At 28.6% G+C, this 20,521-nt stretch carries 15 protein-coding genes and 2 tRNA genes; 16 read left to right on the forward strand and 1 reads right to left on the reverse strand.

Annotated features, from left to right (window positions below; all coding sequences use genetic code 11):
* Positions 1-324 precede the first annotated feature (324 nt).
* From cysJ to rpoS, 10 genes are all read left to right on the forward strand, one after another.
* On the forward strand, positions 325-2,109 hold the full coding sequence (gene cysJ, locus CRV11_RS02985) for an NADPH-dependent assimilatory sulfite reductase flavoprotein subunit (RefSeq protein WP_136131856.1): 1,785 nt from the start codon (positions 325-327) through the stop codon (positions 2,107-2,109).
* On the forward strand, positions 2,109-3,824 hold the full coding sequence (gene cysI / locus CRV11_RS02990) for an assimilatory sulfite reductase (NADPH) hemoprotein subunit (RefSeq protein WP_136131857.1): 1,716 nt from the start codon (positions 2,109-2,111) through the stop codon (positions 3,822-3,824). The genes cysJ and cysI overlap by 1 nt, the downstream gene beginning before the upstream one ends.
* 4 nt (positions 3,825-3,828) lie before the next feature.
* On the forward strand, positions 3,829-4,554 hold the full coding sequence (locus tag CRV11_RS02995) for a phosphoadenylyl-sulfate reductase (RefSeq protein WP_136131858.1): 726 nt from the start codon (positions 3,829-3,831) through the stop codon (positions 4,552-4,554).
* A gap of 319 nt (positions 4,555-4,873) precedes the next feature.
* Complete coding sequence (gene cysG / locus CRV11_RS03000; protein ID WP_136131859.1) at positions 4,874-6,286, forward strand: siroheme synthase CysG; 1,413 nt, start codon at positions 4,874-4,876, stop codon at positions 6,284-6,286.
* Between the two features lie 9 nt (positions 6,287-6,295).
* A complete protein-coding gene (cysD, locus tag CRV11_RS03005; protein WP_136131860.1) occupies positions 6,296-7,204 on the forward strand; it encodes a sulfate adenylyltransferase subunit CysD in 909 nt (302 codons plus the stop codon).
* A gap of 12 nt (positions 7,205-7,216) precedes the next feature.
* Complete coding sequence (gene cysN / locus CRV11_RS03010) at positions 7,217-8,638, forward strand: sulfate adenylyltransferase subunit CysN (protein WP_136131861.1); 1,422 nt, start codon at positions 7,217-7,219, stop codon at positions 8,636-8,638.
* Positions 8,639-8,646: 8 nt separating this feature from the next.
* Positions 8,647-9,246, forward strand: a complete 600-nt coding sequence (cysC, locus tag CRV11_RS03015; protein WP_199732491.1) for an adenylyl-sulfate kinase — start codon at positions 8,647-8,649, stop codon at positions 9,244-9,246.
* Between the two features lie 143 nt (positions 9,247-9,389).
* Entirely contained in the window at positions 9,390-10,091 is a 702-nt protein-coding gene (ispD, locus tag CRV11_RS03020) for a 2-C-methyl-D-erythritol 4-phosphate cytidylyltransferase (protein ID WP_136131863.1), read from the forward strand.
* 11 nt (positions 10,092-10,102) lie between these two features.
* Positions 10,103-10,579: a 2-C-methyl-D-erythritol 2,4-cyclodiphosphate synthase gene (ispF, locus tag CRV11_RS03025; protein ID WP_136131864.1), complete on the forward strand. Its 477-nt coding sequence runs from the start codon at positions 10,103-10,105 to the stop codon at positions 10,577-10,579.
* Positions 10,580-11,247: 668 nt separating this feature from the next.
* On the forward strand, positions 11,248-12,261 hold the full coding sequence (gene rpoS, locus CRV11_RS03030) for an RNA polymerase sigma factor RpoS (protein WP_422386600.1): 1,014 nt from the start codon (positions 11,248-11,250) through the stop codon (positions 12,259-12,261).
* A gap of 39 nt (positions 12,262-12,300) precedes the next feature.
* On the opposite strand, the gene mutS is transcribed toward rpoS, so the two are convergent.
* Positions 12,301-14,862 carry a DNA mismatch repair protein MutS gene (mutS, locus tag CRV11_RS03035; protein WP_136131865.1) on the reverse strand — a complete coding sequence of 854 codons (2,562 nt, stop codon included), beginning with the start codon at positions 14,860-14,862 and terminating at the stop codon, positions 12,301-12,303.
* Positions 14,863-15,087: 225 nt separating this feature from the next.
* Between mutS and pncC the strand changes: the two genes are divergently transcribed.
* The 6 genes from pncC (at position 15,088) to CRV11_RS03065 (ending at position 20,301) form a co-directional block, all read left to right on the forward strand.
* Entirely contained in the window at positions 15,088-15,591 is a 504-nt protein-coding gene (gene pncC / locus CRV11_RS03040; RefSeq protein WP_136131866.1) for a nicotinamide-nucleotide amidase, read from the forward strand.
* A gap of 52 nt (positions 15,592-15,643) precedes the next feature.
* A complete protein-coding gene (gene recA, locus CRV11_RS03045) occupies positions 15,644-16,687 on the forward strand; it encodes a recombinase RecA (RefSeq protein WP_136131867.1) in 1,044 nt (347 codons plus the stop codon).
* Between the two features lie 153 nt (positions 16,688-16,840).
* Positions 16,841-19,474 (forward strand): alanine--tRNA ligase, encoded by a 2,634-nt coding sequence (alaS, locus tag CRV11_RS03050; RefSeq protein ID WP_136131868.1) that lies wholly within the window; start codon positions 16,841-16,843, stop codon positions 19,472-19,474.
* Positions 19,475-19,745: 271 nt separating this feature from the next.
* Positions 19,746-19,928: a carbon storage regulator CsrA gene (csrA, locus tag CRV11_RS03055; protein WP_136131869.1), complete on the forward strand. Its 183-nt coding sequence runs from the start codon at positions 19,746-19,748 to the stop codon at positions 19,926-19,928.
* A 187-nt stretch (positions 19,929-20,115) separates the two neighbouring features.
* Positions 20,116-20,205 (forward strand) — tRNA-Ser (locus CRV11_RS03060).
* Between the two features lie 22 nt (positions 20,206-20,227).
* Positions 20,228-20,301, forward strand: a tRNA-Arg gene (locus CRV11_RS03065).
* Positions 20,302-20,521 lie beyond the last annotated feature (220 nt).

Below are 20,521 nucleotides of genomic sequence, written 5' to 3' on the forward strand. Positions count from 1 at the left end.
CATTAAAATAACTCTTGTCTAAAAGATCATAAATTGGCAAGAGCTCATTTATTTTAGAAAAATCCATTAGCAATATAGTTTGTTATTTGTTTTTCCTATAACTTCTAAATAATTTCTAAAGTATTATTTCCATATATAATATCTGATTATATGAATTATTTGGATTTGATGAATTGTAAATATTATTATGTATGTTAGTTTATTTTCTATTTAGTTATTTGATATATTTAAGGTTTATTTAAATTTCAAATGATAATTTGATAACTTTAGTCATATTATCGATTTTACAAGTAAATTATATTAAATAATGACATTTTTAATGAGATGGACAATTCTTTAGGATTTTCTGAATTTAAAATTCCAATTACTTTAGAACAATTGGATAAATTACAGTCAATTACAATAGATTTATCAAAAAGTCAGTTATTATGGATTTCAGGTTACATCTGGGGTATAGCTAATAAAAATACATTTATAAAAGAAGAAACACCTATAATAACAATTATATCAGCATCCCAAACAGGAAATGCTAGACGTTTAGCACAATGGTTTAATGAGCAGCTTAAATCAGCTAAATTAAATACTAATTTAATTAATGCTAGTAATTATAAATTTAAAAAAATTCAACAAGAAAAAATATTAATATTAATTATATCAACTCAAGGTGAAGGTGAACCACCAGAAGAATCAACTTCTTTATACAAATTTTTAATGTCTAAAAGAGCTCCCAAAATGACTAATACCTCTTTTGCGGTATTTGGTTTAGGAGATTCTTCATATGAATTTTTTAGTAAAGCAGGGAAAGATTTCGATAAAAGATTAGATGCATTAGGTGCAAAAAGGTTGATAAATAGAGTTGACGCTGATATCAATTATGAAGATCAAAAGGAAAAATGGTGTAACCTGTTAATTAATCAACTTAAATATTATATAACAAATAATTTATTAAAACAAGACAAAAAAAACTTCATACAAAACGTTAACAAAAATATAGGTGTTGATTATACTAAAAATAATCCTTTTAACGCATGCTGTTTGGTAAATCAAAAAATTACAGGTAAAAATTCAGAAAAAGATATACGTCATATTGAAATTGATATAAGTAAATCTAACATATATTATTATCCCGGTGATGCTCTTGGGATTTGGTATAAAAACAACACTAATTTAATTAGTGAAATATTAAATTTAGTTGGTTTAAAAGGTAATGAAAAAGTTAAAATTCAAAATAAAATTTTATTAATTAAAGATGCTTTAAAAAAGCATTTTGAATTAACAAAAAATAGCAAGAATATAGTCAAAAAATACGCAATTTTATCAAAAAATAACAATTTATTTTCTATATTAAATGATAATTATCAACTAACGAAATACTCAAATTTATATCCTATTGTTGACATGATTCGTTTAAATCCTAGCAAGTTAACACCAGAACAACTAATTAGTTTATTACGTCCTTTAACACCTAGATTGTATTCTATATCTTCTTCACAAAATGAAGTGGAAAATGAAATACATATTACAGTAAATATAGTCAGTTTTTATATTGAAAATTATTTTCGAGGTGGAGGTGCTTCTACTTGGTTATCTAATTGTATAGAAGGAGATATGATTGATATTTTTATTGAAAGAAATGATCATTTTCGTTTGCCTCTAGATCACACATTACCAATAATTATGATTGGAGCTGGTACTGGTATTTCTCCTTTTAGAGCATTTATGCAACAGCGCGAATATGATGGTGCTTCTGGTAAAAATTGGTTGTTTTTCGGTAATCACTGTTTTACAGAGGATTTTTTATATCAATTGGAATGGCAAGAATATATAAAAAAGGGTCTTCTAAATAAAATTAGTTTAGCATGGTCACGTGACCAATCTGAAAAAATTTATATACAAGATAAAATTCGTGATAATGGAAATGATGTATGGTATTGGATTAAGGAAGGAGCGCATATTTATATTTGTGGGAATGCTAACAGTATGGCAAAAGATGTTGAAAAAGTATTATTGGAAATTATTGCGAGACATGGTCATATGAACTTTACAAAAGCTGAAGATTTTCTAAACGATTTGCGTATTGAACACCGTTACAAAAGAGATGTATACTAATGAATGAAAAAGATCTAAATAGTATTTTAATTATCAAAGGAAAATTAGAAGATGCTGAACGTGTAAAAGAACAAAGCAATTATTTACGTGGTACTATTGTGCAAGATCTTGAGAACGAAATCACAGGTGGTTTTACAGGAGATAATTTTTTATTAATTCGTTTTCATGGAATGTATCAGCAAGATAACAGAGATATTAGAGCTGAACGTATTAAACAAAAACTAGAACCTCTACATTCTGTAATGTTACGTTGTCGATTGCCAGGTGGAGTTATTACCACAGAGCAATGGTTGGCTATTGACAATTTTGCTAGCACTAAAACTACTTACGGTAGTATTCGTTTAACTAATCGTCAAACATTTCAATTGCATGGTATTCTAAAAAAAAATATTAAATCAACTCATAAAATGTTACATCAAATAGGTTTAGATTCATTGGCTACTGCTAATGATGTTAATCGCAATATACTATGTACTTCTAATCCTCTTGAATCGAATCTACATAAGAAAATTTTTGAATTAGCGAAAAAACTTTCTGAGCATCTCTTACCTCGTACAAAAGCATATGCAGAAATTTGGTTAGATAAAAATAAAATTGTAAATACAGATATAGAACCTATATTAGGTAAAACTTATTTGCCACGAAAATTTAAAATCACACTTGTTATTCCTCCCCATAATGATGTTGATTTACATGCTAATGATCTTAATTTTATAGCAATTGTAAAAAATGAGAAATTGATAGGTTTTAATCTATTAATAGGAGGAGGTTTATCTCTAGAACATGGTAATAAAAACACTTATCCTCGTACCGCTACCGACTTTGGTTTCTTTCCATATGCAAAAGTACTAGATGTAGCTACAGCAGTAATTACTATACAACGAGATTGGGGGGATCGTACTAACCGCAAAAATGCTAAAACAAAGTATACAATAGAACGTGTGGGTATTAAAATTTTTAAAAAGGAAATAGAATCAAGATCAGGAGTTAAACTGCAAAAAAGTATTCCTTATCAATTAAATACCAGAGGTGACCGCATTGGTTGGATCAAAGGTATAGATAAAAAATGGCATTTAACGTTATTTATTCAAAACGGACGTATCATAGATAGTCAGAAATGTTTTTTAAAAAAAGGAATTGCTGAAATAGCAAAAGTCCATCAAGGTTATTTTCGCATAACTGCTAATCAAAATATAATTATAGCCGGCGTTTCAGAGAACAAAAAAAATGATATTGAATCAATTGCACTTAAATATGGTTTAATGGCAAATATATCATCACAAAGAAAAAACTCTATGGCTTGTGTCTCTTTTCCTACATGTCCGCTAGCTATGGCAGAAGCTGAACGTTTCTTGCCAAATTTTCTAACAAAAATAGAAAAAATCATGCAATCTAATGGTGTAGGAGAAAAATATATAGTATTGCGTGTTACAGGTTGTCCGAATGGTTGTGGAAGGGCTATGTTAGCTGAGATTGGTTTAGTAGGTAAAGCATTAGGTCGTTATAACTTGCATATTGGTGGCAACCGAATAGGCACAAGAATAGCTCGAATGTATCGTGAAAATATTAATGAAATTGAAATCATTTCTCATATTTCCAAATTAATAGAACATTGGGCTAAAGAAAGTTATGAAGAAGAAGATTTTGGTGATTTTGTAATAAGAGTTGGCATTATAAAACCAGTATTAGATCCAGCTAAAGATTTTTGGGAATAAAAATATGTTAGATATTTCAGTGCTTAATAAAACATCAAAATCAGAATGTGACAAAATATTACTTAAAATAAATGTTCAATTAGAATCCTTTACAGCAGAAGATCGCATTATTTGGGCATTAGAAAATTTACCTAGTGTTCATGCATTATCTTCAAGTTTTGGTATTCAATCGGCAGTATGTTTACATTTAGTTACAAGTATAAAACCTAATATTCCAGTGATTTTAATAGATACTGGTTACTTATTTTCAGAAACTTATCAATTTATTGATGAATTAGTTGAAAAATTTAAATTAAATTTACATATTTTTCGCTCTAACATTTCACCTGCATGGCAAGAAGCACGCTATGGAAAATTATGGCAACAAGGCCTAAAAGGAATTGAAAAATACAACAAAATAAACAAAATAAATCCGATGAATAATGCCCTTAGATCTTTAAATATAAATAGCTGGTTTGCGGGTTTACGTAGGAGTCAATCTAAAAGCAGATCTGATTTGTCTATATTAACAATTCAACGTGATACTTTTAAGATTTTACCAATTATAGACTGGGATAATCGTCAAGTTCATTATTATTTAAAAAAACATCACTTAAAATATCACCCTTTATGGGATAAAGGCTACTTATCTTTAGGAGACATTCATACTACTAGCATTTGGGAACCAGGTATGACAGAAGAAGATACTCGATTCTTTGGTATAAAACGTGAATGCGGCATTCACGAATGATTAATTTGCTATTAATATAACAACTAAACTATATTCTGTTTATTAATTTTTTTTAAAAATTAATTTTCAATGTATTTAATAAAACGTTTAGAACATACTATTTTATTGATTAATATTATTTATGTAGTTAATATTACATTCTACTATTAAGTTTATTTAATGTCAGGGTTATTCAATCAAAAATATCTTAAATTACTATTTAATTTATATATTTATTCTATTCAGTAACTAATCATAATAATTCATAATTTAATTGTAATAAATCAGAAGAGTTATAATTCACTATAACAATAGGTCATTATATGTTATTAAGGTTCAAGTGAATTATTTACCTATATTTGCTTATTTATATCACCGACCTGTTTTAGTGATTGGTGGAGGCATTGTTGCTAAAAGAAAAATTGAGCAACTATATCGTGCTGGTGCATACATAAAAATTGTTGCTAGTCAAATTTGTAATGAAATAGAGGAATTAATAGAACTATATCAAATAGAATGGATATCTACTAAATTTGATCCCATACAGTTAGATAATGTATTTTTAGTAATAGCAGCAACCAATGATGCTATTCTTAATGAAAACATCTATAAGGAAGCAAATATCAGATTTAAACTGGTTAATGTAGTAGATGACAAATTCAATTGCAATTTCATATTTCCTGCTATCATAGATCGTTCACCTGTATTAATAGCAATATCTTCAAGTGGAACATCCCCTATATTAGTAAGAATATTACGAGAAAAATTAGAAGCACTATTGCCGAAAAACATAAGTGAAATTGCATTAATAGCTGGTAAATGGCGCAATAAAGTAAAAAAATATTTTTTTTCCTTGTCTGATAGACGTCGTTTTTGGGAACGAATATTTAACGGACCATGTATTAATCAAATAATTAAAGGAAATATTAAAAAAGCAAAACTTATTTTACATAATGAATTAAATATTAGACCAAATTATTCAGGAAAAATTATTTTAGTAGGAACTGGTCCTGGAGATAGTAATTTGCTAACCCTAAGAGCACTGCAAGTAATGCAGTTAGCAGATGTGGTATTATATGACAATTTAGTCAGCAAAGAAGTATTAGAATTAGTCCGTAGAGATGCAGAGTTTATCTTTGTTGGTAAAAAATTTGGTTGTCATATTTTTTCACAAAAAGATATTAATACAATTTTAATTAAATTAGCATTACAAGGGAAATACGTAGTTCGATTAAAAGGAGGAGATCCATTTATTTTTGGACGTGGAGGTGAAGAAATTCAAGCTGCAAAAGAAGCAGGTGTTCCTTTCCAAGTGGTTCCTGGAATCACAGCAGCAATAGGTGCTACTGTATATGCCGGCATTCCATTGACTCATCGTGATTATGCACATGGAGTTACATTTATTACAGGTCATGACCATTTAGAAAATATTACTGATTGTGTTTCTCTTATACTTAAAAAACAAACATTAATTATTTATATGGGTATTACAAAAGCAACAAAAATCAGTAATCTATTAGTTAGTAAAGGTTGTATTAAATCGACACCAATAGCAATTATTAGTAAAGGAACAAGACAAGATCAAAAAGTGTTGATTGGAACGCTGGAAAAATTAGGATGTTTAGCATCGTGTGTTTCTACTCCAGCATTAATAGTAATTGGAGAAGTTGTCAATCTACATAGTAAGCTTACATGGTTTAATAGTGAAGTAAAATACCAACATCCTAAATCTTGTATTATCAACTTATCCTAAGGTAATGATATGGACTCTAAGCAACTCAATCATATATATCAATTAGAAGCAGAAAGTATTTATATAATCCGAGAAGTTTTAGCAGAATTCACAAATCCAGTAATGATGTACTCCATAGGAAAAGATTCTTCAGTAATGTTACATTTAGCAAAGAAAGCTTTTTACCCTGCTAACCTTCCATTTCCTTTATTACATATAGACACAGGTTGGAAATTTAACGAAATGTATGATTTTCGTGATAATATAGTGAATTCATTGGGAATTGAACTATTAGTTCATCGTAATTTAAAAGGTGTTGAGATGGGTATTGATCCTTTTATCCACGGTAGCACCAAATATACGGATATTATGAAAACAGATGCTCTAAAGCAAGCTTTAAATAAATATAAGTTTGATGCAGCATTTGGTGGAGCACGTCGTGATGAAGAACGTTCTAGAGCAAAAGAACGTATTTATTCATTTAGAGATCAATTTCATCGATGGGATCCTAAAAATCAACGACCTGAAATTTGGAATAATTATAATGGTCAAGTTAATAAAGGTGAGAATATTCGTGTGTTTCCTTTGTCAAATTGGACAGAACTAGATATTTGGCAATATATTTTTTTAGAAAAAATTAAAATTGTATCACTTTATTTTTCAGCAATACGTCCTGTACTAAAAAGAGGAGATATGCTTATTGTGATTAATGATAATCGCATTTCTTTAGAAGAACATGAATTAGTGGAAAAACGTATGGTACGTTTTCGCACTTTAGGATGCTGGCCTTTAACAGGTGCTGTAGAATCTACAGCACAAACACTAGAAGAAGTTATAGAAGAGATGATGTTATCTAAAACAAGTGAACGTAAAGACCGTTTAATTGATATAGATCAATTGAATTCGATGGAACAGAAAAAAAAACAAGGATATTTTTAAGGAATTGTACATATGAATAGTGCAATAGAAAATGTAAATAGTACTATTAAAAAAAATAGTGTTAAAAATTGGTTATTTTTGCGAAAAGATCTGCTACGTTTTCTGACTTGTGGTAATGTAGATGATGGTAAAAGCACGCTAATTGGTCGTCTATTGCATGATTGTTGTTATATATATGAAGATCAACTATCATTGCTATATAATGATAGTAAACGTTATGGAGTTCAAGGTGAAAAACTGAATTTGGCTTTACTTGTTGATGGTCTACAAGCTGAACGTGAACAAGGAATTACTATTGATGTCGCTTATAGATATTTTTCTACTGTAAAAAGAAATTTTATAATTGCTGATACCCCAGGACATGATCAGTATACTCGTAATATGGTAACTGGAGCATCAACTTGTCAGTTAGCCGTTATATTAATAGATGTTTGTAAGGGCATAGTTCATCAAACTAGACGACATAGTTTTATAGCTGCTTTATTAAATATTAAACATTTAGTAGTAGCCATTAATAAAATGGATTTAGTTGATTACAATACTGATATATTTAATAAAGTAAAAAAAGATTTTCTTAATTTTTCAGTAAAATTACCACAGTACATGAAGATTAATTTTGTTCCTATATCTGCGCTTAGAGGTGATAACGTAGTAACTAAAAGTGCAAAAATGTCTTGGTATAGCGGTCCCACTTTATTAAATATATTAGAAAACACTGATTTAAAAAATTTAGCAGATAGTCAATTTATGCGTTTTCCTGTGCAATACGTTAATTGTTTTAAAACAGATTTTCGTGGTTATTCTGGCACTATATCTTCTGGTATCATAAATATTGGTCAACGTATAAAAATTCTACCTGTTGGTCTAGAATCAATTATATCACGTATCGTAACCTTTGACGGTGATTTAGATGAAGCAATTGCTGGACAAGCTATTACTTTAATTTTAAAAGATGAAATTGATATTAGTAGAGGAGATTTAATTGTAGATATTAATACTAATATCAAACCAGCAAAAACTGCTCTTGTTAAAGTTGTATGGATGTCAGAAAGACCTATGAGAGTAAATCAGAGTTATTATGCTAAAATAGCTTGTAAAAAAATTGTTATTAATGTAGAAAATATAATACATCAAATTAACATAAATTCATTAGAAACATATAAAGTTAATAATTTATCATTAAATAGTATAGGATTAGTAAAAATAAATTTTGAAGAAACTGTAATTATAGAAACATACAGTGATAATATAGTAACAGGGAGCTTAATTTTTATAGATCGCATGAGTAACGCTACTATGGGAGCAGGTATGATTTATAAAAGTAAAGTAGGTTTTGAAAATTATCAAGATAAATATAGTAGTTTCGAATTGGAATTAAATGCACTAATTCGTAACCATTTTCCTCATTGGAATATACGTGATTTACTATCGTAATTAAAATAATGCAATATAAAAATATAATTTGGCATCAACATTTTATTACACAAAAATTAAGAGAACAGAAAAACAAACATAAAGGTGTTGTATTATGGTTTACTGGTTTATCTGGTTCAGGTAAATCTACTGTTGCAGGATTTTTAGAACAAAAATTATATCATATGAATATTAATACTTACCTGTTGGATGGTGATAATTTGCGTCATGGATTATGCAGTGATTTAAGTTTTAGTAATTTAGACCGTAAAGAAAATATACGTCGGATAGGTGAAGTAGCAAAACTAATGGTAGATGCTGGTTTATTAGTAATGACTGCATTTATTTCTCCTAATCGATATGAACGGAGAATGGTACGAAAACTATTTAATAATGATCGATTTGTTGAAGTATTTATTAATACTCCTTTAAGTATTTGTGAGTCCAGAGATCCCAAAGGTTTATATAAAAAAGCCCGTTCTGGAAAATTATGTAATTTTACCGGCATTGATAGTCATTATGAAATTCCAGAAAAACCAGACATCAAGTTAAACGGCGAAGAGTCAATTAATCAATTAGTTGATAATTTATTAAATTTCCTTATAGAAAGAAATATTATAAATGTTTGATTTAATTGGAAATTATTGCAATTAAATTAATTATGCTATGCATTATTGTAAGTATAATTATGTTTATAATATTTTAAATATTAATAGTAATTAATTAAATTTTTTATTAATATAATAAATACAAAAATTATTTAATATTGATTATGAACAGTTTATGTATTAAACAAAATATAGTCGCTATAGTACCAGCTGCCGGTATTGGCAAACGCATGAAAATATCAATTCCTAAACAATATCTAATTGTTGGTAAACAAACTATTATTGAGCACTGTATTTCAAATTTACTTTCTAACTCTTATATTAAGCATATCATTGTTGCTTTAAATGTTAATGATAGATATTTTTCCAAACTGCCTATAGCACATGATAATAGAATAACATGTGTTACGGGAGGAGCAACTAGAGCACAATCAGTATTATCAGCATTAAAAGCTGTATATAACTCAAATTGGGTCATAATACATGATGCATCAAGGCCTTGTTTACATAAAGAAGATTTAAATCGTTTAATAAAAATACGTGAAAAAAGTAATATAGGAGGTATATTAGCTGTTCCTGTAATCGACACTATTAAGATTAGTAATAATAGAAAAACAATTATAAAAAAAACAGTAGAACGCGATAACCTTTGGCGTGCTATGACACCACAGTTTTTTTATTATCCTTTAATAGTCTCTTGTATGACAGTAGTTATACAAAAAGGTATAAATATTACAGATGAATCTTCAGCTTTAGAATTATGTGGTTATTATCCTATCTTAATACAAGGACGTAATGATAATATCAAAGTTACTTATCCTGAAGATCTCTTGCTTACAGAAATTTATCTAAATAAAAGTGGTTAGGATATTAAATAATGCGTATTGGACATGGTTTTGATGTACATGCTTTTGGTAGTATTAATCCTCTTATTCTTGGCGGAGTAGTTATCCCTTTTAAGTACGGTTTAACAGCCTACTCTGATGGAGATGTGGTTATACATGCTCTTATTGATGCTTTCTTAGGTGCAGCAGCTATGGGTGATATAGGAACTTTATTTCCCGATAATAGTCCTATTTTTAAAAACGTAAATAGTTTTCATTTGTTAAATGAAGTATGGAAAGATATAGTTTTAAAGGATTATTCTTTGGGCAATATAGATCTGACGATCTTGGCACAAAATCCAAAACTTGCCCCATATTTAAAACAAATGCATATTAATATCTCTAAAAATCTTAATTGTCAAATAAATAAAATCAATATAAAATCTACTACAACTGAAAAATTAGGATTTATCGGACGCGGAGAAGGCATTGCATGTCACGCTGTGGTATTGCTATTAAGCAATAATTAATTTTATTGAAAGATGAGCTAACTATAAAAATCATAATCCACAATCTATATTCAAACAAATATCCCTTTCAATTTATTTTGCTTGTTTAATAAATTATGTTTTACATATAAAACATTTATTAAATAACACAACCAAAAATATTATATTAATTATTAAATATAATAAAATCATACACTAATTGGTAATGTCACGTAATAGTTACAACATATTAGTTTTGAATAGCTTTTATTAAAAACTAATATGTTGTAGAATAAAATAGGTGATTTATTAAAATTCAAAATATTGATATAATTCTTCCAATTATACAATAATAGTTATTTTAATTATAAAAAAAAGGTAAATAAAGAATTTTATTTATATAAATAAGATTACACATTGTTAAATATAATTATTTAAATATAACAATATTTTTAACATATGTTGCGTAAATCAATAATTGATATTTTGAGTGATTTGATTTCATAAAATGTTAAAAATAATTATTTACATATTTGTCTTTATAAAATATATTTTGGTTTGCAAAAACACGTAAGTAAAAGCACCAAATATATTACTAATATAAATTATATAAATAGTATTTTAAAATTCGTTGTTTATAAGGAACAATTTGCAACCGTTGTAGAATAATATTACAACAATAATATAGGCTGGAGGGGGGTCGTTTTGCTTTGAGATCACAGGTAGGACCAAGTATGAATTATGATATACTGAAATTGAATAAAATACATGAAAATATGGATTTTAAAGAATGTAAAAATGAATTTTTTCACGGTAATGATTTTATAGAAACGGATCTGGGAGATGATAATATTGTAGAAGAAGAAATATTGCCAGGAACTACTCAACGAATTTTGGATGCTACACAATTATACCTTGGTGAAATTGGGTATTCTCCTTTGTTAACAGCTGAAGAAGAGATTTTTTTTGCTCGCCGCGCATTAAAAGGTGATATTATTTCTCGAAAGCGCATGATAGAAAGTAATTTGCGTTTAGTAGTAAAAATTGCTCGTCGTTATAGCAATAGAGGTATGGCATTATTAGACTTAATTGAAGAAGGGAATCTTGGATTAATTAGAGCTGTAGAAAAGTTTGATCCAGAACGAGGTTTTCGTTTTTCCACTTATTCTACTTGGTGGATTCGTCAGACTATAGAACGAGCTATTATGAACCAAACTCGTACTATTCGTTTACCTATCCACATTATGAAAGAACTAAATGTTTATTTGCGTACTGCTCGCGAACTTTCTCATAAACTTGATCATGAACCAAGTGCAGAAGAAATAGCAGAAAAATTAGATAAACCTGTTGATGATGTAAACCGTATGTTAAAACTTAATGAACATATCACTTCAGTTGATATGCCTCTAGGTATAGATTCTGAAAAAGCCTTGTTGGATGTTTTGGCAGATGAGAAAGATGAAGGTCCTGAAAATGCTACACAAGATGATGACATGAAGAAAAGCATCATTAAATGGTTATTTGAATTAAGCATAAAGCAAAGAGAAGTATTATCACGTCGATTTGGTTTATTAGGTTATGATGCAGCTACTCTAGAAGATGTTGGACGTGAGATTGGATTAACTCGAGAGCGAGTACGTCAAATTCAAGTCGAAGGATTAAGAAGATTGCGTGAGATTTTGCAATCTCACGGTTTAAATATTGAGGCTTTATTTTGTAAATAGCATGATCATTTTATTATCAATCTATGAAAATAAAATTTGTTAGCTTTGTATTGACTTTAAAATATATATTAAATCAATAGCTTCGCGTGGTGTTAGATTATCCGGATCTATTTTTTTGATAATATTCTTTATAAGAGATATGTTTTGTTCTATTGGTGGTGCTAGCACAAAATCATTTGTAGCTGAGTTAGAGCGAAAATGACGATTTTCTATCTCTAACTCATTTAATTTTTTTTTTGCTAAATTAATAACTTCTTTGGGAACGCCAGCTAGTAAAGCGACAGAAAAACCATGACTTTTATTCATACTTCCAATTTTAACAGTATGCATAAATGCTATGTTGTCTTCTTGTTCTATTGCATCAAAATATACGTTTGTTATACCTTTATATTTCTCTTTAAGGAAAGTTAATTCAAAATAATGTGTAGCAAATAATGAAAGGGATTTAATTTTATTAGTAAGATAATAAGCACAAGACCATGCCAAGGCAAGACCATCATATGTTGAAGTACCTCTACCAATTTCATCCATAAGAACTAAACTATTTCTAGTAGAGTTATGTAATATATTTGCTGTTTCGGTCATTTCAACCATAAAGGTTGACCTACCAGATGCCAAATCATCAGCCGCTCCTATTCGAGTAAAAATACGATCGAAATTACCTATTAATGCTTCTTTTGCCGGCACAAAACTTCCAATCCATGCCATTAAAACTATCAAAGCAGTTTGACGCATATAAGTACTTTTACCACCCATATTGGGACCTGTAATAATTAACATTCTATTTTCTATTGATAAAGATAATGAATTGGGGATAAATGGTTCTATTGATGCATTTTCTACTACTGGGTGACGACCATCTATAATATTTATTAACGGTTTGTTTTGTAATATAGGTCTACAATAATTAAGATTATAAGCACGTTCTGCCAAGTTACTTAGTACATCTAGTTCAGCTAAAGCTTGAGAACTAAGTTGTAATGATCTAATATAGGGTATTAAGTGATCAAATATTGACTCATATAATTTTTTTTCTAATGATAAAGCTTTTTCTTTAGAAATTGTTATTTTGTTTTCATGCTGTTTTAATTCAGGAACAATATAACGATTGACATTTTTTAATGTTTGAACAAGTATATATCGATCAGGAATTTTGTTGATATGGTTTTTGCTTATTTGAATATAGTATCCGTATATTCCAGTAAAACCTATCTTTAATGTATCTAGTAATAAATTTTTACGTTCCTTTATTTCAAATTCGTTTAAGTAATCTTTTGCACCTTTTGCCAAATTACGCCATTTATCCAGTTCCTCATTATAACCTGAAGCAATAACTCCTCCTTCTCTAATGAGCATAGGAGGAAATTCAATTATTGCTTTTTCCAATAAAGCACATAATTCTTGAAATTCATCTATTTGTTTAAATATTTCTTTTAATTTTTTTGTTTTAAATTTAGATACAATCTTGTTAAGATTAGGTAATTGTTGTAAAGCTTGACGCAACCTGACTAGATCTCGCGGTCGAGCAGTGCGAAGTGCTACCCTTGCCAAAATACGTTCTAAATCTCCTACTTTGTGTAAAATAGGCTGTATTTCTTCATAGAAATCTTGTAGTTCTAAAATTGATTCCTGACGTTGATTTATAATATTTATATCACGAATTGGTAATTGCAACCATCTTTTCAACATTCTATTTCCCATAGAAGTTACGGTTGAATTTAATACTTCATTTAATGTATTTTGTGTCCCACCTTCTAAATTGTTTATTATTTCCAATTTGCGACATGTATTATGATCAATGATAATATTGTCCTGGGAGTGTTGTATTATTATGGATTTGATATGAGGCAATAAATCTGTACATTGTGTATTTTTTACATATTGTAATAAACATCCAGCTGCTCTTAAAGCTAAACAAGTCTTTTCTATTCCAAATCCTTTTAGCTCTTTAGTACCAAACTGCAAATTCAGTTGTTGATATGCAGTATCAATTTCAAATTCCCATTGAGGACGTCTTCTTAAGCCACGTTGATTTTTAATCAAAGAAAAATTTTGAAAATTTTCGGGATAGAGTAGTTCTGAAGGATTAGTATTATATAATTCTATAGCCATTAATTCTAAATTGATTAGTTCTTTAAGAAGAAAACGACCAGAAGTCATATCTAGAGTAGCATAACCATAATTACATTTATTATGAAAAATAGCAGCTATGATATTATCATGTTTTTCTTGCAGCATAACTTCATCACTAATAGTACCAGGTGTAATAATGCGAACAACTTTGCGATTTACTAGTCCTTTGTTTTGTAAGGAAGATTGATTATCTATTTGTTCACAAATTGCTACAGATTCTCCTAGTTGTACTAATTTAGCTAAATAATTATCTACATTATAATAAGGTACACCTGCCATAGGTACTGGTTCACCTTCTGATTTGCCTCTTTTAGTTAAAGATATATTTAATAATTGAGATGCTTTTTTAGCATCATCATAAAATAGTTCATAAAAATCTCCCATTCGATAAAATAATAAAATATTTGGATATTTAGCTTTAATTTTTAAATATTGTTGCATCATAGGTGTATGTAAGCAGGAATTCATGTTTTTCTCTTTTGATGAAATTATAATGTTGCACTATTAATTTTTGTAATGCAATATTATGTTTGTTATTTACAATTGAGATAATACATACTTTAGCTAAAACTAAAATTAAAATTATTAGATTTATAAAATTTATTTAAAAATCTTAAATAAATTTTATAAATCTTTTATCTTATTATAAGATTATATATAATTATCATTATTAATTTATAATAAGAATTCATTATGTTTCTTCCTAATCTACAACTAATTAGCAAACAAATAGGTAACAAATTAAAAAAGCAGAAAGCAACTATTTCATGTGCTGAATCTTGTACAGGTGGTTGGATTTCTAAAGTCCTTACTGATTCAAATGGTAGTTCTAATTGGTTTGAATTTGGTTTTATAACTTATAGTAATCAGGCTAAAGAAAAATTGTTAGGTATAAATAGCTCGTTATTAAAAAAATTTGGAGCAGTAAGCAAAATAATTGTACATGAAATGGCTTTAGCAGCAAAACATAAATCAGGTTCTTCTTATTCTATTGCAGTTAGTGGTATAGCTGGTCCAGATGGTGGTAGTATTAATAAACCAGTTGGTACAGTATGGTTCGGTTTCGCTACAACAGATAATAAAATATTCACTTTGAATCAACAATTCAAGGGCAATCGCGACAGAATACGTCATCAATCTGTATACTTTGCTTTACAAATATTCTATAAAAATTTTTTAACAAACCAATTAGATTAAAAAAATAGTAAAAAATATACAAAATATTTAGCAATTAGAAATAGGAGTGTAAATGGCAATTGATGAAAACAAGAAAAAAGCACTAGAAATTGCAATATTTCAGATTGAAAAACAGTTCGGCAAAGGTTCTATAATGCTTTTAGGAGAGGATCGTTCAATGGATGTAGAAACTATATCAACAGGTTCTTTATCTTTAGATATTGCATTAGGTGCCGGAGGTCTTCCTTTAGGTCGTATCGTTGAAATATATGGTCCTGAATCATCAGGAAAAACTACTTTAACACTTCAAGTCATAGCTGCTGCTCAACTTAAAGGTAAAACTTGCGCTTTTATTGATGCTGAACATGCTTTAGATCCAATATATGCTAAGAAGCTTGGTGTTGATATTGATAATCTATTATGTTCACAACCAGATACAGGTGAACAGGCATTAGAGATTTGTGATGCTTTAGCAAAATCAGGTGCTATTGATGTTATAATTGTTGATTCTGTAGCTGCATTAACTCCTAAAGCCGAAATTGAAGGAGAAATTGGAGCTTCACACATGGGTCTTGCAGCACGAATGATGAGTCAGGCGATGCGCAAGTTAGCAGGCAATCTTAAACAGTCTAATACTTTGTTGGTATTTATCAATCAGATTCGCATGAAAATAGGAGTTATGTTTGGTAATCCAGAAACTACTACTGGGGGCAATGCGCTAAAATTTTATGCTTCTATTCGTCTTGATATACGTCGAGTTGGGGCAATAAAAGAAGGAGATAACGTTATTGGAAGTGAAACACGTGTTAAGGTAGTTAAAAATAAAATAGCTGTTCCATTTAAACAAGCTGATTTTCAAATTATGTATGGAGAAGGTATTAATATTTTTGGAGAGCTCATAGAATTAGGTGTAAAACATGGAATAATTGATAAATCAGGATCCTGGTATAGTTATAAAGATAATAAAATTGGGCAAGGTAAATTAAATGCTAGTTCTTTCTTGAAGAAAAACACAATAATAGCTGATGAAATTGATACTAAACTGAGGGAAATGTTGTTGAATATTAGTAATAAATCAACTACTTATGCTTTGGTTGATAATAAGATTATTATCTAGTAACACTATTAAAAATTGATAATGTCTTTGATATTAAAATATTTATTTTGTATGTATGTTTTATAATTCATTATTATAAATAATTCAATATTATAAATAATATGTTTTATAAAAATTGAATTCAACTTATGTATATGGAATATAGATAATTATATGATCAAAAGTACTAATATGATTAGACAAATGTTTATTGATTTTTTTCGTTGCAAAGGACACGTAATTTTACCTAGTAGCTCTTTAGTGCCAGATAATGATACAAGTTTATTATTTACTAATGCTGGCATGAATCAATTTAAAAATATTTTCTTATGTAGAGAAAAAACTAAACATTTGAGAGTTGCAACTTCCCAGCGTTGTATTCGTGCAGGAGGCAAGCATAACGACCTAGAGCATGTAGGTTATACTGAAAGACATAATACTTTTTTTGAAATGTTGGGTAATTTTAGTTTTGGAGATTATTTTAAAAGAGAAGCGATTTTGTTTGCTTGGGAATTATTAACTCACAAAAGTTGGTTTAATATACCTATAAATCGCTTTTTAATTACTGTTTATAAATCAGATAAAGAATCTTATAACATATGGACTCATGAAATTGGAATTCCAAAAAATCGTATTATTATAGTCGGAGATCAAAAAAATTCACCATATGTATCAGATAATTTTTGGCAAATGGGTGATGATGGTCCGTGTGGTCCATGTACTGAAATCTTATATTATTATGGCAATAATAATTCATGTTTGCTAAACAGTAATATGAAATTAAATGATAATAATTATCTTGAATTGTGGAATATAGTTTTTTTACAATTTGATCGTCAACCTAATGGAAGTATGATCCCTCTATCAAAACCTTTTGTTGATACTGGAATGGGTCTTGAAAGAATAGCTTCTGTTATGCAACATGTTAAATCTAATTATAAAATTGATCTTTTTAAAAATCTTATTTTAAGAATAGCAGAAATAATTGGAACTAAAGATATTAATCATAGTTCTCTAAGAGTTATTGCAGATCATATACGTTCTTGTGCATTTTTAATTGCAGATGGTATATTGCCTTCAAACGAAAATCGCGGATATGTATTACGTCGTATTATTCGTCGTGCTATTCGTCATGGTAATATACTAGGAGCTAAAAAATTTTTTTTGCATTTGTTAATTAAACCTCTAATTGAGATTATGGGTGAAGCGGCTGAATATTTAAGTACTCAGCAAATTAAAATAGAAAATATATTAAAATTTGAGGAAGAACAATTTAATAAAACATTAAAGCGAGGTTTGTTACTGTTAAATTTCGAATTGTCAAATTTAAAAGAAAATAGCACTTTAAGTGGTAAGACTATGTTTCGTCTTCATGATACTTTTGGTTTCCCAGTTGATTTAATCAAAGATATATGTAAGGAACGCAACTATAATGTAGATAATATAGGTTTTGAAAAAGAGATGAAGTTACAACAAATAAGAGCCCGTCAATCTAGCAAGTTTGAATCTAAATATAATAATGAAATGTTTTTTGATGTGCAATCCTGTTTTAAGGGCTATGATCTGCTTCATGTATCTTCTGTTATAAAATCAATTTATATTTCAGATCAATCAGTAGAAAACATTTCTACTTTAGGTGATCATGCCATAATTATTCTAGATACAACTCCTTTCTATGCTGAATCTGGTGGTCAAATTGGAGATATAGGTAGTTTGACAAAACAAGATGCTAAATTTAGCATAAAAAACACAAAAAAATATGGCAAGACTATTTATCACGAGGGTATTTTGTTATCGGGTGAATTTTCAATTGGTGATATTTGTAATGCTACAGTCGATTTTATGCATCGTAAGCTTGTGTCTATAAATCATTCAGCAACACATTTACTTCATGCAGCATTATGCAAAATTTTAGGTAATCACGTAGTGCAAAAGGGATCATCAATAAATGATAAATATTTCCGATTTGATTTTTTACATTATAATCCCCTCACATTGAAAGAAATTTATAAAATCGAGGAAATCGTTAATGAAAATATTTTTTGTAATATAAATATTGAAACTAAAATTATGAGTATTGATGAGGCTAAACTGCAAGGTGCAAAAATGCTATTTAAGGAGAAGTATAATCATGATGTACGTGTTATACAGATGGGTACCATTTCAACCGAACTATGTGGTGGGACACATGTGCTAAATACAAGTGAAATAGGATTGTTCTGTATTAAATCTGAATGTGGAGTTTCTTCAGGAATTCGTCGTTTAGAGGTTAATACTAGCAAAACCGCTTTTAACAAAATGAACGACAATAAAAAACAATTGAATATTTTATCTGATTTAATGAAAACTAATATTAATCATTTGAATGGAAAAATTTGTGATTTAATTAACCATACAAATTCTCTTGAAAGAGAAATACAAAATCTTCGCAATAATCAAGTTAACCATGAAATCAAATTATTAATTAATAATGTCATTGATATCAAAGGATCTATCCTTCTAGTAAGCAAAATAAACAACTTCACCGAATCGATGCTAAATAATACAGTAATTAAATTAAAAAATCAATTAAGTTCTTCTATTATAGTATTAGCAACAATCACAGACGATAAAATTTTACTTATAGCAAGTGTAACCAAAGATTTAACAAATAAAATTCAAGCAAATCATTTAATTGATTATTTAGCAAAACAAATCGGAGGAAAGGGAGGTGGTAAAGTGGATTTAGCCAGAGCTGGTGGCAATAAAAAGCAAGAACTAGATAGAATGTTACTAAGTGTTAAACCGTGGGTATCTAGCAAATTATAATTATCAATAATATAGAAAAGAACACTTAAAAAATATTCTGGTGCTATTTTTTATATTAGTATTAATATTTATAAAGCTAAATTAAAATAGTATACTTCAGATAAAATAATATACAATATAGTACATTAGCCATATTTATATTCATAATATTTATGAATCATTCTTAGATTAACGCTTAGCATTATAAATAATTAGTTATAAATACAATGGATCATCCATAATAAGCTTATAAGCTTAAGCTCGACTCTTTTTATTTTTTAAGGAGTACATAATGCTTATTCTAACTCGTCGAGTTGGTGAAACCCTAGTCATTGGTAACGAAGTAATTGTAACAGTATTAGGAGTCAAAGGTAATCAGGTTCGTATTGGTGTAAAAGCACCCAAAGAAATATCTGTACATCGTGAAGAAATTTATCAACGTATTAGAACCGAAACAAAGCAAACAATCATTTAATAAAAATCTAATGCCTCGCTAAAAAAATAACGCGAGGCAAACACTTTGCATTTAAATAATTTTTTTATTTCTTAATTATATTTGTTTCATTAATTTTATATTATTGCTACAATTAACGTTAAAAATTATTTGACTTATTTAAAGATAAAAGTAATATAAATAAAAATCTAATTAATAAAAATTTTTAGGTGAGGTGGCCGAGAGGCTTAAGGCGCTCCCCTGCTAAGGGAGTATGTAGTATAAAAGCTACTCGAGGGTTCGAATCCCTCCCTCACCGTCAGTTTTACTATTAATTTAATGCATCCGTAGCTCAGTTGGATAGAGTACTCGGCTACGAACCGAGCGGTCGGAGGTTCGAATCCTCTCGGATGCGATAACCTAATTAGCTATTTACAGTTTTTTCAGATTATCTAATAAATAAATTGTTCCATTTGATAATTTAAAATTTCATAAATTATATGTTGAAGCTTATTATTATATAATAAGTTTAATCAAACAATTAATTAAATTAAAAATTAATATAAACTCAAATTATACTGTTTTTTACCTATATATTTATATCCAAATTTAACAAACGAGCAATAGTTGTTAAT

This window comes from Candidatus Pantoea edessiphila (assembly GCF_002933335.1).
Lineage (GTDB): Bacteria > Pseudomonadota > Gammaproteobacteria > Enterobacterales > Enterobacteriaceae > Pantoea_C.

Excerpts from the sequence above, each read along its gene's own strand:
- recA (WP_136131867.1), top strand. The coding sequence starts at position 15,644 with ATGGCAATTGATGAAAACAAGAAAAAAGCACTAGAAATTGCAATATTT.
- ispF (WP_136131864.1), top strand. The coding sequence starts at position 10,103 with ATGCGTATTGGACATGGTTTTGATGTACATGCTTTTGGTAGTATTAAT.
- cysI (WP_136131857.1), top strand. The coding sequence starts at position 2,109 with ATGAATGAAAAAGATCTAAATAGTATTTTAATTATCAAAGGAAAATTA.
- alaS (WP_136131868.1), top strand. The coding sequence starts at position 16,841 with ATGATCAAAAGTACTAATATGATTAGACAAATGTTTATTGATTTTTTT.
- cysN (WP_136131861.1), top strand. The coding sequence starts at position 7,217 with ATGAATAGTGCAATAGAAAATGTAAATAGTACTATTAAAAAAAATAGT.
- cysD (WP_136131860.1), top strand. The coding sequence starts at position 6,296 with ATGGACTCTAAGCAACTCAATCATATATATCAATTAGAAGCAGAAAGT.
- CRV11_RS02995 (WP_136131858.1), top strand. The coding sequence starts at position 3,829 with ATGTTAGATATTTCAGTGCTTAATAAAACATCAAAATCAGAATGTGAC.
- pncC (WP_136131866.1), top strand. The coding sequence starts at position 15,088 with ATGTTTCTTCCTAATCTACAACTAATTAGCAAACAAATAGGTAACAAA.
- ispD (WP_136131863.1), top strand. The coding sequence starts at position 9,390 with ATGAACAGTTTATGTATTAAACAAAATATAGTCGCTATAGTACCAGCT.
- mutS (WP_136131865.1), bottom strand. The coding sequence starts at position 14,862 with ATGAATTCCTGCTTACATACACCTATGATGCAACAATATTTAAAAATT.
- cysJ (WP_136131856.1), top strand. The coding sequence starts at position 325 with ATGGACAATTCTTTAGGATTTTCTGAATTTAAAATTCCAATTACTTTA.
- cysC (WP_199732491.1), top strand. The coding sequence starts at position 8,647 with ATGCAATATAAAAATATAATTTGGCATCAACATTTTATTACACAAAAA.
- csrA (WP_136131869.1), top strand. The coding sequence starts at position 19,746 with ATGCTTATTCTAACTCGTCGAGTTGGTGAAACCCTAGTCATTGGTAAC.